This is a genomic window from Stutzerimonas kirkiae (assembly GCF_004327335.1).
Classification (GTDB): domain Bacteria; phylum Pseudomonadota; class Gammaproteobacteria; order Pseudomonadales; family Pseudomonadaceae; genus Stutzerimonas; species Stutzerimonas kirkiae.
Map to the genome: position 1 here is coordinate 1 of NZ_QJUO01000018.1, position 13,896 is coordinate 13,896.

10 protein-coding genes are annotated in these 13,896 nt (G+C 60.2%); 4 read left to right on the forward strand and 6 right to left on the reverse strand.

Annotation, left to right across the window (positions count from 1 at the left end):
- Window positions 1-233 precede the first annotated feature (233 nt).
- The gene (gene sbcB / locus DNJ95_RS11205) at window positions 234-1,700 is read left to right on the forward strand and encodes an exodeoxyribonuclease I (protein WP_131184811.1); all 1,467 of its coding nucleotides are present in this window, start codon (window positions 234-236) and stop codon (window positions 1,698-1,700) included.
- Window positions 1,701-1,752: 52 nt separating this feature from the next.
- Here sbcB and mvaT read toward each other — a convergent pair whose 3' ends face one another.
- Window positions 1,753-2,130, reverse strand: a complete 378-nt coding sequence (gene mvaT / locus DNJ95_RS11210; protein WP_131184812.1) for a histone-like nucleoid-structuring protein MvaT — start codon at window positions 2,128-2,130, stop codon at window positions 1,753-1,755.
- Window positions 2,131-2,545: 415 nt separating this feature from the next.
- Between mvaT and purU the strand changes: the two genes are divergently transcribed.
- Entirely contained in the window at window positions 2,546-3,397 is an 852-nt protein-coding gene (gene purU / locus DNJ95_RS11215) for a formyltetrahydrofolate deformylase (RefSeq protein WP_131184813.1), read from the forward strand.
- 71 nt (window positions 3,398-3,468) lie between these two features.
- On the opposite strand, the gene DNJ95_RS11220 is transcribed toward purU, so the two are convergent.
- Window positions 3,469-5,355 (reverse strand): methyl-accepting chemotaxis protein, encoded by a 1,887-nt coding sequence (locus tag DNJ95_RS11220; protein WP_131184814.1) that lies wholly within the window; start codon window positions 5,353-5,355, stop codon window positions 3,469-3,471.
- A 330-nt stretch (window positions 5,356-5,685) separates the two neighbouring features.
- Here DNJ95_RS11220 and DNJ95_RS11225 point away from each other — a divergent pair, with 330 nt between their 5' ends.
- A complete protein-coding gene (locus DNJ95_RS11225; protein ID WP_131184815.1) occupies window positions 5,686-7,152 on the forward strand; it encodes a helicase HerA-like domain-containing protein in 1,467 nt (488 codons plus the stop codon).
- A gap of 177 nt (window positions 7,153-7,329) precedes the next feature.
- Here the strand turns inward: DNJ95_RS11225 and DNJ95_RS11230 are convergent, their stop codons facing one another.
- Window positions 7,330-7,539 carry a hypothetical protein gene (locus DNJ95_RS11230; RefSeq protein ID WP_131184816.1) on the reverse strand — a complete coding sequence of 70 codons (210 nt, stop codon included), beginning with the start codon at window positions 7,537-7,539 and terminating at the stop codon, window positions 7,330-7,332.
- Between the two features lie 276 nt (window positions 7,540-7,815).
- Window positions 7,816-8,589: a peroxide stress protein YaaA gene (gene yaaA, locus DNJ95_RS11235; RefSeq protein WP_131184817.1), complete on the reverse strand. Its 774-nt coding sequence runs from the start codon at window positions 8,587-8,589 to the stop codon at window positions 7,816-7,818.
- A gap of 412 nt (window positions 8,590-9,001) precedes the next feature.
- On the opposite strand from yaaA, the gene DNJ95_RS11240 reads away from it, so the two are divergent.
- The gene (locus tag DNJ95_RS11240) at window positions 9,002-10,390 is read left to right on the forward strand and encodes a PhoH family protein (RefSeq protein ID WP_131184818.1); all 1,389 of its coding nucleotides are present in this window, start codon (window positions 9,002-9,004) and stop codon (window positions 10,388-10,390) included.
- A 51-nt stretch (window positions 10,391-10,441) separates the two neighbouring features.
- On the opposite strand, the gene DNJ95_RS11245 is transcribed toward DNJ95_RS11240, so the two are convergent.
- Both DNJ95_RS11245 and DNJ95_RS11250 read right to left on the reverse strand, forming a co-directional pair.
- The gene (locus DNJ95_RS11245; protein WP_131184819.1) at window positions 10,442-11,773 is read right to left on the reverse strand and encodes an MFS transporter; all 1,332 of its coding nucleotides are present in this window, start codon (window positions 11,771-11,773) and stop codon (window positions 10,442-10,444) included.
- Window positions 11,774-12,833: 1,060 nt separating this feature from the next.
- Complete coding sequence (locus DNJ95_RS11250; RefSeq protein WP_131184820.1) at window positions 12,834-13,799, reverse strand: IS1595 family transposase; 966 nt, start codon at window positions 13,797-13,799, stop codon at window positions 12,834-12,836.
- Window positions 13,800-13,896 lie beyond the last annotated feature (97 nt).

Here is a 13,896-nt window from a genome sequence, read left to right on the forward strand (position 1 = left end):
TTAGCGGGGCGGGCCGGGTTCGCGACAACATGGACAACAGGGCTCCGACAGCGGTGTACGATCAATTACAACTTGATTGCCAATCCGGTCGCAACGAGGCAACGCACGATTACCCAGCTTTTTCAACCATGGTCCGGGATTTCAGGCGATCGCCCTGACAAGCTCCGACCCGGTCGGCGGCGATGCGGTCGCTGGGGTAGACTTGTCGACCCTTCATGACAGGCGGACTTCCAGTGAGCGCGAGTATTTTCTGGCACGACTACGAAACCACGGGGGTGAACCCGCGCAATGACCGTCCGCTGCAAGTGGCGGGTATCCGTACCAACGAGGCGCTGGAGGAAATCGGCGAACCGTTGAATCTCCATTGCCGCCTTTCGGACGATATCCTTCCCCACCCGATGGCCTGCCTGGTGACCGGTATCACGCCGAAGGTCCTGGAGGAAAAGGGCCTGTGCGAGGCCGAGTTCATGACTCGCCTGCATCGGCAACTGGCGCTCCCAGGCACCTGTGGCGCCGGCTACAACAGCCTGCGTTTCGACGATGAGGTCACGCGCTATGGCCTGTATCGAAACTTCTTCGATCCCTATGCGCGGGAGTGGCAGGGCGGCAACAGCCGCTGGGACCTGATCGATATGGTGCGTACGGCTTATGCGTTGCGCCCGGAAGGGTTCGAATGGCCGGAGGAAGATGGCCGGGTGACGCTACGCCTGGAGCGCCTCAGTGCCGCCAACGGGCTGGAGCATCTGCAGGCGCACGATGCCTTGTCCGATGTGCGTGCGACCATCGCCATGGCCCGGCTGATCCGCCAGCGCCAGCCACGCCTGTACGACTATCTCTACGGGCTGCGCCGCAAGCAGGCGGTGCTGGAGCGCATCGAGTTGCTCAAGCCGCTGGTACACGTTTCCGGGCGCTTTTCCGCTGCGGGGCATTATCTGTCGGTGGTACTGCCGCTGGCCTGGCACCCCAGCAACCGCAATGCGCTGATCGTCTGCGACCTGCAGAAGGAGGCCGCGGCGCTCTGGAGCGAGGAGCCCGAAGCCCTGCGCCAGCGTCTTTATACCCGTCATGAAGACTTGCCCGAGGGCGTTTCAGCGGTTCCTCTGAAACTGGTGCATATCAATAAATGCCCGGTGCTGGCGCCAATGAATGTGTTGCGCCCCGAAGATATCTCGCGCCTTGGGCTGGATATACAGGTTTGCCGGGAGAGGGCGCAGGCACTGCGGAATAACCGTGATAAATGGCTGGATAATATCCAGAGGATTTATGCGGCTGGTAGCGAGGGTTTTATCGAGGTGGATGACCCGGAACAGCAACTCTATGACGGTTTTCTCGGGGAGCGCGATAAACGCCTGAGTGAAGAGGTCAGGGCCTGTGCCGGCGATAGCCTGGGCAAACGCAATTGGCCTTTCGATGATCCCAGGCTTGCGCCACTGTTATTCAGGTATCGCGCGCGCAACTTTGCCGACAGTCTTGACGAGAACGAAAGGCGGCAATGGTATTCCTTCTGTCAACAACGGTTGATTGCACCACAATGGGGCGCACCCAATACGCTGGCACAGTTCGAGACGGCTCTGGCCGAGTCGATGAAGGAAGCGACGCTTGAACAACAACGGATACTTCTTGCCTGGAAAGAACATGCGCGGGTACTTGGCGAGCGTTATGCCCTGGACCAGGCTGTTCCACTGCCCGTGCAAGGTTGAAGTGGAAATGAAAACGCCGCCATGAAGGCGGCGTTTCGAGGGATGTCGCTTATCAGCCGAGCAGGGTCGCCCAGCCTTCGACCACTTCGGCGCCCCATTGGGCTTTCCACTCTTTCAACGTCTTGTGGTTGCCGCCTTTGGTTTCGATGACTTCGCCAGTGTGCGGGTTCTTGTATTGCTTGACGCGGCGGGCGCGTTTGCCGGCAGCGGGAGCCTTGGCGGCACGTGCGCCCTTGCTGGTACGGGCTTCCGGGTCGAGCAGGGCGATGATATCGCGCAGGGACTTCTGGTATTCGCCCATCAGACCGCGCAGCTTGCCTTCGAACTCCAGTTCTTTCTGCAGCTTGTCATCGGCCGACAGGGATTTCAGGCGTTCTTGAAGTTCCTTGATGGCTTCTTCGGTAGCACGGTATTCGTTGATCAGAGACATGGTATTTCCTTGGTATTAGGGTTTAAGGCTGCAAGTGTGCGTAATCATAAACATGCGCAAGGTACAAGTAAATATATCAAGGCTGCTAAGTGCGATATTTGTTCTCCTTGAAATATTACTTGCCGTCGCATTGCCAGTCGGACTCCGGCAACGAAAATGAGGAAAAGTTTTCCGGGGAGGCGCCCTGATGTTCTTTTGTTTCGCATGACTAACCACTATGCCGCTGGCGATATGGCCGCGATTTAATCTTCATTGATGCGGATTCTATTCAGTGAACGATTCGCCGATGGGCATGGAGTGCCGTACCCCGTATGGGGCGTCGCGCGGATCGCTCGCCGTCATGGCAATGCGGTTTGCGGCAATGCTTGCGCGCCCCTAGAATGCACCGTCTTTTCGTAAGCTGGAGTTCCCCAGGATGCGCACTTTCAGGCTGGTCATTGCCTGTCCCGATGGCGTTGGCATTGTCGCCAAGGTCAGTAACTTCCTCGCCACCTACAATGGCTGGATCACCGAAGCGAGTCACCATTCGGACCATCAGAGTGGCTGGTTCTTCATGCGCCATGAAATCAGTGCGGATTCCCTGCCGTTCGATCTGGAAGGTTTCCGCCAGGCCTTCACGCCGATTGCCCGTGAGTTTTCCATGGAGTGGCGGATCACCGACTCGGCACAGCGCAAGCGTGTGGTACTGATGGCCAGCCGGGAGTCCCATTGCCTGGTCGACCTGCTGCACCGCTGGCACAGCGGCGAGCTCGATTGCGATATCCCCTGCGTCATCTCCAACCACGATGACCTGCGCAGCCTGGTCGAGTGGCATGGCATTGCCTACTTCCATGTGCCGGTCCAGGCGGATCGCAAGCAGGAAGCCTTTGCCGAAGTGACGCGGCTGGTACGGGAGCACCAGGCCGACGTGATCGTGCTGGCGCGTTACATGCAGATACTGCCGGCCGAACTGTGCAGCGAGTTCGCCCAGCGAGCGATCAATATCCACCATAGCTTCCTGCCTTCCTTTGCCGGGGCCAAGCCCTACCACCAGGCATCCATGCGTGGCGTCAAGCTGATCGGCGCGACCTGCCACTATGTGACCGAGGAGCTGGACGCCGGCCCGATCATCGAGCAGGACGTAGTGCGCGTCAGCCACCGCGACAGCATCGAGGACATGGTCCGCCTCGGCAAGGATGTCGAGAAAATGGTGCTGTCACGTGGGCTGCGTTATCACTTGCAGGATCGTGTACTGGTCCACAGCAACAAGACGATGGTCTTCAACTGAGCGTCAGGCGGCATCGCATTGAAATGAAACAGGGCGCCGAGGCGCCCTGTTTTTCATGCGAGTGTGGTCGTTCAGATGCGGAAGCTGTCGACCAGGTGCTTGAGACGTTCGGCGGCCTGCTCCAGGTCCGTGCACGCCCGTAGCGTGGCCTGCAGGTTTTCGATGCCTTCCTGGTTGAGGGTATTGATTTCGGTGATGTCCATGTTCAGCGCTTCTATCACCGAGGTCTGCTCCTCGGTGGCGGTGGCGACCGACTGGTTCATGCCGTCGATTTCGCCGATACGATGAGTGACGACGCCCAGGCTTTCCCCCGCCTGGTTGGCCACCTGCACGCTGTTCTCGCTATAGGCCTGGCTTTCGACCATGGTTTGTACCGATTGCCGCGAACCGACCTGCAACTCCTCGATCATCGTCTGAATTTCCTGGGCCGAGCTCTGGGTACGGTGTGCCAGGTTGCGCACTTCATCGGCCACCACCGCGAAACCGCGGCCCGCTTCGCCGGCACGAGCGGCCTCGATGGCGGCGTTGAGCGCCAGCAGGTTGGTCTGTTCGGAAATGCCCTGTATCACCTCCAGGATCTGGCCGATATTGACGGTCTTGCTGTTGAGCGCCTCGATGTTGCTGCAGGACTCGCTGATGCGCGCAGACAGTTCATTCATGGCCTGGATGGTGGTATCGAGCACCTGCTGGCCACTTTCCGCCTGGGTGCGGGCCGCACTGGCCTGGTGCGAGGCATCGGCGGCATTACGGGCGATTTCCTGGGCGGCCGCGCCCAGCTCATTGATGGCGGCGGCGACGCTGTTGGTGCGGCTGGATTGTTCGTCCGAGTTGCTCATCGACGAGTTGGAGGCATTGATCACCAGGGTGGCGACTTCGTGCAACTGGCGTGTCGCCGAGGAGACCTCGCGTATGGAGCCGTGGATGCGCTCGACGAACTGGTTGAAGGAAAGCGCCATTTCGCCGAACTCATCCCGTGAATGCACACTCAGGCGGCGGGTCAGGTCGCCTTCGCCCTGGGCTATATCGCGCATGGCTCGCCCCATGGTATGCAGAGGCCGCATCAGGCCGCGCATCAACAGGCCCAGCAGGCCGATGATCAAGACGACACTGATGAACGTGGCGACGATGGCGCTGGTACGAAAGTTCTTCAACTGGGCGTAGGCCAGGTTCCTGTCGATTGACAGCCCCACATACCACTCGACGCTGGGCAGGTCGTTCACCGGGGTGAACGTCAGCAGCCGCGGGGTGCCCTGCAACTCGACTTCGCTGAACGAGCCATCCATGCGCAGGGTCATGCCCGGGTAGATATCCTTCAGGTTCTTCAGCAGGAGATTGCTGTCCGGATGGACCAGGATGGTACCGTCCTGGCTGGCGAGGAAGGCATAGCCGATGCCGCCGAAGTCCTGGGTATTGATGATGTTGTCGAGGGCCTTCAGGCTCAGGTCGCCACCAGCGACGCCGATCAGGCTACCGTTGTGGCGTACCGGGGAGAGCACGGAAACCACCAGGGTCTTGGTGATCTGGTCGATGTAGGGATCGGTCAGCGTAGTGCTGCCCGCACTGACCGTGTCCTTGTACCAGGGGCGCTGGCGAGGGTCGTAGTCGGCAGCCATCTGGGCCGGCGGGTGGGGCGTGAAGGCGCCATCCGCCGCAGCACCGAAATAGGCCGACAACATGGAGCGTTCGAGGGTCGGGCGGGATACGAACTGACGCACATTGTTCGGTTCCAGCTCTATGTTCTGGGCAAGATTCTCCAGCAGCAGTATCCGGCCTTGCAGCCAGTTCTGGATATTGTTGGCGGTGGCCGCTCCGGCGTCATGCAGTCGGCTTTCCAGCTCGTCCTGAATGTTGCGGCGTTCCCGATAGTCGTTGTAGACACTGAAGAGAGCGAAGGCCGTAATGACTACGAGGGAGGCTGCTATAAGTATTTTCTGACTGAATTTCAATGAGTTGGCCATGTTTTCTATATCCATTCGAGGACGATTGATCGTGCGCTGTATGGAGTGATCCATTTTCGTTATCCATGGATAACGCTGCACGGGCTACGCAGGCGGTTCGTCCACTCTTTTTATCGCTGAGCCGGATGTATGTCGGCGGCTAGGGTCTGTTGACGTTTCGGCGCAAGCCGCGTTGTCGCGACGAAGCGTCAGCAGGCCCTCATGGGGGCTTTGGCGACTTTCGAATTGTCGTCGTGATCACCGACACGACGAGTGGCAGTGTATTCTCTGCCGTCTATCGAAACAGTGAAAGTCGCCGAGCGCACTTTCATAACGCTCAGGAGTGGCATTATGCCTTTGTCGGATTCTTTTGTACTGGGGGCCGATAGCCATGGCCGGCCGATTACTCATGCATTGCGCATGGCCAATCGCCATGGATTGATCGCAGGAGCAACGGGCACCGGCAAGACGGTTACCTTGCAGCGTATGGCCGAGCAGTTCAGCGCCGCGGGCGTGGCGGTGTTCGCCGCGGACATAAAAGGCGATCTGTGTGGCCTGGGTGCGGCGGGTTCGCCGCAGGGCAAGATCGCAGAGCGTATCGCCAGCATGCCCTGGCTGGATCACAAGCCCCAGGCCTATCCAGTCGTGCTCTGGGATATCGAAGGCCGCAGCGGGCATCCGCTGCGGACCACTCTGAGTGAAATGGGGCCGTTGCTGCTGGGCAATCTCCTGGCGTTGACCGATAGCCAGCAGGCCGCACTGTATGCAGCGTTCAAGGTCGCGGACCGGGAAGGGCTGCTGTTGCTCGACCTGAAGGACCTGAAAGCGCTGTTGCTGCACCTGCGGGAAAAGCCCGAGTTGCTGGGAGAGGACAGTGCGCTGTTCACCAGTGCCTCGTCACAGGCATTGCAGCGCCGCCTGGCCACGCTGGAGCAGCAGGGCGCCGAGGCGCTGTTCGGCGAGCCGGCGCTGCAGCTCGAAGATATCCTCAGGCCCGATCGCGATGGCCGTGGGCGTATCCATCTGCTCGATGCCAGCCGCCTGGTGCATGAGGCTCCCAAGGTCTATGCGACGTTCCTGCTCTGGCTGCTGGCCGAGTTGTTCGAGCAACTGCCAGAACGCGGGGATGCCGACAGGCCCTTGCTGGCACTGTTCTTCGACGAGGCGCACCTGCTGTTCGGCGATACGCCGAAGGTGCTTCAGGAGCGCCTGGTGCAGGTCGTGCGGCTGATTCGTTCCAAGGGCGTCGGTGTCTACTTCGTGACCCAGTCGCCCGCGGACCTGCCGAACGATGTGCTGGCCCAGCTCGGCTTGCGCATTCAGCATGGCTTGCGCGCCTATACCGTCAAGGAACAGAAATCCCTGCGGGCGGTGGCCGATGGTTTCCGCGCGAACCCGGAGTTTTCTTCCTTGCAGGTGCTGACCGAACTGGGAATCGGCGAAGCGCTGGTCGGCGGGCTGGAAGAGAAGGGAACGCCGGCGATGGTACTGCGGGGTGCCATCGCCCCGCCCGAGTCCCGGGTCGGTCCGTTGAGCGAGCAGGAGCGTGCGGCGCTGATTGCCCAGTCCGCATTGCGCGGGCTCTACGACAAGCCGATCGATCGCGAGTCCGCCTATGAGGTACTGACTGCCCGAGCCCGCCAGGCCGTGCAGGAAACGCCTGCCGAACCCGCCAAGAGCAAGGCGGGCAAGAATGACATGGGGCTGGGCGATCTGGCCGAGCGCGCGGTGAAAAGCGCCTTGCGCCAAGCGGCCAGCCAGTTGGGGCGGCAACTGGTCCGGGGGATCATGGGTTCCTTGATGGGCGGCAAGCGCTGAACGGTCCCCGGGCTTGGGCTGTCGTGGCAGGTTCTCGAAAGACGATAAAGAGCGCTGGAGCGCTGAACGAACAGCGGATAGCCCGCACTTTTCGCCCAGCTTTCCAGCGCTTTTATCGAGGGGCCTGGTCGCGGAACAACGTCATGGCGCGAGTGCCCTGTCGCAGGCCGTACCGGCTCAGGCCTCTTCCTGTTGTTGTTTGCTTTTTTCCTTTTCCATCTTCTGCAACTCTTCCTGGAACACCTGATCCAGCAGGCTGGGCCTCTTGCGCCAGGGCTTGCGTTCCGGGTCGGGCTGGGCGGCATAGTTGGTCACTTCGCCACCGTAAACGTCCTTGAATCGATTGGCTTGTCGTTCAAGCTCCATACGCAGTTCTTCTTTCGTCATTAACTCAACCTTTGTAGCGGCAATATTGCCAAAGCGCAGTTTCCCGGATTTCCATGGAATTGGATGTGACGCAGTCGCGAATATTGGGAGTGCCATCCAGGCATATATGCGCGAGTCACCATGAGCGAGCTGTCAGGCCCGGCCTTGCGTCAGTGACCTCATTGGCAGGCTTGTAACTCTACTACTTAATTATGGCGAGGTGGAGAAGGAAACTGTAAGTTCCGCTTGTGTTTACGGACCATACCCCTGCCGCGGGGTATGGCCGTCATAGTCGTGTCAGGCGTGCTCGCGCAGAAATACCAGATGGTTGGGCGAGGATTGCTGCGCACTGTAGCGATACCCTTCGAGGTCGAAAGACTGGAGTTGCTCCGGCGTCGTCAGTCGCTGACTGATGACATGGCGGGCCATCATGCCGCGTGCCTTCTTGGCATGGAAGCTGATTATCTTGTACTGGCCGTTCTTCAGGTCCTTGAAGTCGACATCAATCACGCGGGCATCGAGCGCCTTGAGCTTTACCGCGCTGAAATACTCTTTCGAGGCCAGGTTCAGCAGCAGGTCGTCACCTTGCTCGGCAAGCGCCTGGTTCAACCAGCCACTGATGCGATCGCCCCAGAATGCATAGAGATCCTTGCCGCGCTCGTTGTTCAGGCGTGTACCCATTTCCAGGCGATAAGGCTGCATCAGGTCAAGGGGCCGCAGCACGCCATACAGCCCTGAAAGCATGCGCAAATGGCGCTGTGCGAAGTCGAAGTCTTCCTCGCTGAAGGTTTCGGCCTGCATGCCCGTATAGACATCCCCCTTGAAAGCCAGCAGGGCCTGCTTGGCATTGTCGGGGGTGAATGGTACGGACCAACTGCCGTAGCGTGCGACATTGAGGGCGGCGAGTTTGTCGGAGAGGTGCATCAGTTCGCTGATTTCCTGGGGCGACAGTTCTCGCAGACGCTCGATCAGTTCTGCGGAATGCTCCAGGTGTTCAGGCAGGGTGTAGCGCGGAGTGGCGGGAGGGGTGTCGTAATCGAGGGTCTTGGCGGGTGAAATCACCATCAACATGGGCTGTCTCCTGTGGCTTGGAGAGATTCTAACAGCCAGTCGTCGAAGGGTGTTCCAGGCGCGGTCACATCGACGAATCTAACGCTTGTACGGCAAGCCGCCAAGGTCATTCGTCGCACTGGTAAAAAAAACGCGCCAGCTTGAGAAAAGACTTTTTCTTGTCATGTTTTTTACGGTATTACGGCAAACAGGAGTCATCGGAGTCGGGCCTTGCAGGTTTCGCTTCCGATCATTCCGGACCGCCGAACCCGAGGACGTATGGGGCGGCTACCGCCCGCTTTGCATGTCGTCGGCGCATATCGTTGGCGTATGTCATTGGTATGGTTGCCCTGGTTCGTTCTCTGGTACGGCGGTTCCGCTGGCGGAGCGTGACGGACGCTCCGTCCCCGATCTTCGAATAAGGTGATCGCGTATGGACGACTATGGCAGACAGCGTGCGACAAGGCCCACCATCTATGTGCTCGATACCAATGTTCTGCTTCACGATCCCAATGCCTTACTGAACTTTCAGGAGCATCAGGTCGCTATCCCCCTCACCGTACTGGAAGAACTCGACCAACTGAAGACCGGCAAGCACAGTGTCGCGGCCGAATGCCGGCAGGTCATACGGCTGATCGACAAAGTGCTTGGCAAGGCGTCTCCGGAGGAAGTCGAGAATGGCGTGCCGATCGTGCGCGATGGCGGCGAGAGCCGTGGCAGCCTGTCCATTCTCATGCGCCAGGCCAGTATCGCGCATGGATTACCGGAAGATCACAACGACAACAAGATCATCAACCAGGTGGTCGAGTTGCAGTCGCGGCGGCCGGATGTGCCTGTGGTCCTGGTGACCAACGACATCAATATGCGTCTCAAGGCCCGTGCCTGCGGGGTTGCGGCGGAGGATTACCAGACCGACAAGCTGGTCGATGATGTCGGCCAGCTTTCCCGTGGTTATCACAACCTGTCCGGCTCCTTCTGGGACCGTGTCAGCAAGGTCGAGACCCAGCAGGGGCAGGGCCGGACCTGGCACAGGGTGCTGCTGACCGACAACCTGCCAGCCGTCCATATCAACGAGTTCATCCTCGACGAGCAGGGCTTCGTCGGCTGGGTCAAGCGTATCGATGGCGAAGAGCTGCTGATTCTGGATATGCACCAGGAGCCGCTGCTGCACCAGGAAGCCTGGGGCTTGAAGCCTCGCGATATCTACCAGGCCCTGGCCCTGTTCGCACTGCTCGATCCCGATATCCACCTGGTCAACCTGTCCGGCGCCGCCGGTTCGGGCAAGACTATCCTGGCGCTGGCCGCCGCCATCGAACAGACCATGGTCAGCAAGCGCTACCGGCGCATCATCGCGACACGCAGCGTGCAGGGGCTGGATGAGGATATCGGTTTTCTCCCGGGAACCGAGGCGGAAAAGATGGAGCCCTGGCTTGGTGCGATCACCGACAACCTGGAGGCCCTGCACCTGGATGACGAAAGCACCCATGGCAGTGTCGACTACATCCTGCAGAAGGTGCCCTTGCAGTTCAAATCGCTCAACTATATCCGTGGGCGCAGTTTCCAGCAGAGCCTGATCCTCATCGACGAGAGCCAGAACCTCACGCCGCACCAGATGAAGACCATCATCACGCGGGCGGGCAATGGCTCCAAGGTGGTCTGTCTGGGCAACCTGGCGCAGATCGACACACCCTACCTGTCAGCCACCAGCTCCGGCCTGACCTATCTCACCGAACGTTTCAAGGATTTCCCCCATGGCGTTCATATCGCCTTGCAGGGCGTTCCCCGTTCGGTGCTGGCCGAATATGCGGAGAGCCATATGTAGGGCAGCAGGCTCCAGGCCGCAAGTGAAGGGCGAGGCTGCTGGGGGTGCCCTTCACTTGTGTTCCGCAGGGTCTGGCGCTGGCGCATCGGATACCGCAGTGGCTGTTGTCGCAGCCGCATCACCGGTGCTTTCCTCTGCGCTGGCATCCTCCACATCCTCCTCCGCGTTCTGCGGCGAGTCCGGCATCATCTCCATCACGGTCGGGCTGGTGCGCAGAATGGGTGTGAAATGCCCGTAAGGCGCGCTGACCAGATCGACCACGTGGCGGGCACGGTAAAGCGTATAAAGCGCCAGGGGCGCCAGCGAGGTGGCGAAGAACAGCGGCAGTGTCCATGGGCCGAAATGCATCAATGCGCCCGCCAGCCCCGGGCCTATGGCCGAGCCCAGGCCGAATGCCAGCAGCATGCCGCTGGAGCCCGAGAGGATTTCATCAGGGTTCAGGTGGTCGACCATTTGCGCCATGGCGATGGAGTAGATGGAGAATACCAGTCCGCCCCAAACGAACATCAGGCCGAGCAACAGCGGTCCTGCCGAAAGCGGGGTCATCAACAACGCCAGCAGGGCGGCCAGGCTGACTACCCAGAGCATCACCTTGCGACGATCCTTGCGGTCCGAGAGCAGGCCCAGCGGCCACTGCAGCACGGCGCCGCCAAGAATGGTCAGGCTCATCAGCAGGCCGATGCCGGATGAGTCGAAACCGCTCTGGCTGGCGTAGACCGGGGCGAGGCCCCAGAATCCGCCGAGGGCCAGGCCGGACAGGGCGGCTGCCATCAGTGGCAGCGGGGCGATACGGGCCAATTGCAGCAGGTCGGTTGGCGGGATATCCGGCAGGCTGGGCTGCACCTGGCGTGTCAGGGTGATGGGCATCAGTGCGCAGCAGATGAGAATGGCCGACAGTGCGAACAGCGTGAAGTTCATCGGGCTGTCCAGGCTCAATAACTGCTGCGCCACAGCCAGGGCGCCGAGGTTGACGGCCATGTAGATGGCGAATACCTGTCCGCGTTTTTCACCACTGACCTTGGCGTTGAGCCAGCTCTCGATGACCATATAGAGCGTGACCATGGCCACACCATAAAGTACGCGCAGCAGCATCCAGACCCAGGGGGAAACGATCAGGATGTGCAGCAGGGCGGTGGTGGCGGCCAGGGCGGCATAGAAAGCGAAGGTGCGAATATGCCCGATACGGCGTATCAGCGGCGGTGCCAGCCAGGTTCCGAGCAGGTAGCCGATGAAGTAGCCGGACATCAGCAGGCCGATCAGGCTGGTCGTATAGCCCTCTTCGACGCCACGCAGCGTCAGCAGGGTATTCAGCAGACCATGACCGAGCAGCAGCAGGGCGACGCCTGCGAGCAGAGAACTGATCGGCGCGAGCAGTGATTTCATTTGGGGGGATCCCGAACTGTGGATGGCATTACCGGCGTCATGATAACGCCTGTGGGTCGGTATACCGACTCCTTGGTAGAGCCTGATTTCGGGTGATCGGTTTCTGGATTCCAATGACAACCGGCCGGTTTGCCGGCCTTCAGCCCTGCAGGCGCCCAAGATTGGGCACTATCAACACCATCAGTGTGACGAAAAGAATCAAGGCGACCTGCTGGAACTTGCGATTCTTGAGCATGGCATCAGTCCGTCAATGGGTGCGGAGCCGCATGAGCCGCTCTGTAGCGCATTTTTCGATGATCGGCGGTGGTCGGCACGGTGTTACCCGTCGAGGGGGTAGTGATGTCATGCAGCAAAAGATGCGCCATGTGCCAGCCAAGCTGGCAGCTTGTCTGATGGAGCGTACATCCATGGGAACATGCTTCGCGCGGTATCGGCGAGGGGTCATTGTCGGCACAGTTCGCTGTGATCACGTATAGGCGAGTGAATTTTCCCCATCTGGGGCGATTGCATGAAGTCCCGGCCCATGACCGTGGAAGCTGGGTAATCGTGATCCGCCTCGTTGCGAGCGGATTGGCAATCAAGCGTGCGTTTTCTCGTACGCCGCTGTCGGTGTTCTACTGAGCGTGGAGTCGCGAGCCCGTCCAGTTCCGCTGCGGAACACCCATGAACCCTCCGCTCATATGAATAACGGGGCGCTCTTCGTCTGCGTCCCTGCCGGCGAAGGTTTCGTCGCGGGGCTGGACGGGCTCGCGGTGAATAACGTGGTGACTATGGAATGAGCTATCAACGCAGTACCGAATCATCCGCAGGGCTTCCGGTATCGCGCTCTTTCCCACAGGCGCTGCTGGAGGTGGCTGTGCGGATGCCTGGTGGCGGGACGGGGCCTTCGCACAGGGACGATGAGCCCGAGATCGCGCTCTACGATCCTGAAGCCTGAGGCACTATTGCCAATCCGCTCGCACTGCCTCGTCCGCTGAGGCGAGGCATATGCCTGCCCGGAGCGGAGGTGAGCGTTCATGCGCTTGCCGTACAACCTACGCACCGAAAGGTTTTTTCAAGGCTATGCCCCAGTTACGTGTTGCATGGGGCGACCCACCGCCTCCTGCAAGCAGTAGCTGGGCTGGATTGTCTGCCGGTAGCGCTCCAGCATTCGACGCCAGCCCAGGTAGTTGACGAGATATTTGGTGGCCACCCCATGAAAACGCACCATCCAGCCCTTCAAGCGACTGTGACAGGCGTTGACGTTCTGGATATGGAAAGCCGCTTCCCGAACGCGTGATCCAGGCCTGGCATGCACCACCTTGTGGGTAATCCCGCTGCGACGCGCAAACGCCGTATAGACCGCCGCACCATCCGAGCAGAGCACCGCCGCTTTATCCACCAAAGGGTTGAGTGCGGCACTCACGTGCGGGCCGTCGAGCTTCTCCAACTGAAAGTCAGCGGTGCGCCCCTCGCGGTCGCGAACGACCAGAACGGGGATCTGATCCGGCCCTGTACCACGCGCCTTGCTCACACCCCCACGCTTGCGGGGCGGGCGCGGCATGTCGCGTTGGCCTTTGAATGACTCCAGGAAGAAGGTCTCATCGACTTCGACGATGCCGGTTTCACGCCTGTCGTGGTGCTCGGCCGCCTGTGCCAGAAAGCGATGCCGCCAGAGGAACGCTGTGTTTTTGCTGATACCGCACTGCCTGGCCGCCTTGCGGACAGTCAGGCCATCAATCAGAGCTTGGGCATAGTCCGGCCAGTGATCGGCTTTGCGTAAGTGCGCCAGCCCAGTGGCTGTCAGGGCATTACAGGTGCATCGACAGGTTCGACAACGATAACGGCGCAAGCCGCGACTCCAGCCCCACGGCGCTAATTGCGCGGCTGGCGCTGCGCAATGCGGACAGGCGTTCAAGTCCGGCAAACTGCCTTCAAGTCTGTCCTGCCGAGGTCGCTCGTGCAGGGCATGCTGGAGAGCGGACCTTTGCTTGGCGCTGAGCTGGTTCAACTGAGCCAGCCAGTGTTGGAACGCTTGGGTATCCATGAGTAGACCTCCTCAGGGGGCACCTACTCTCAGGTTAGTCTTGCAACACGTAACAGGGACATAGCCTTTTTCAAAGCAGAGGATTAATGCGCCATCG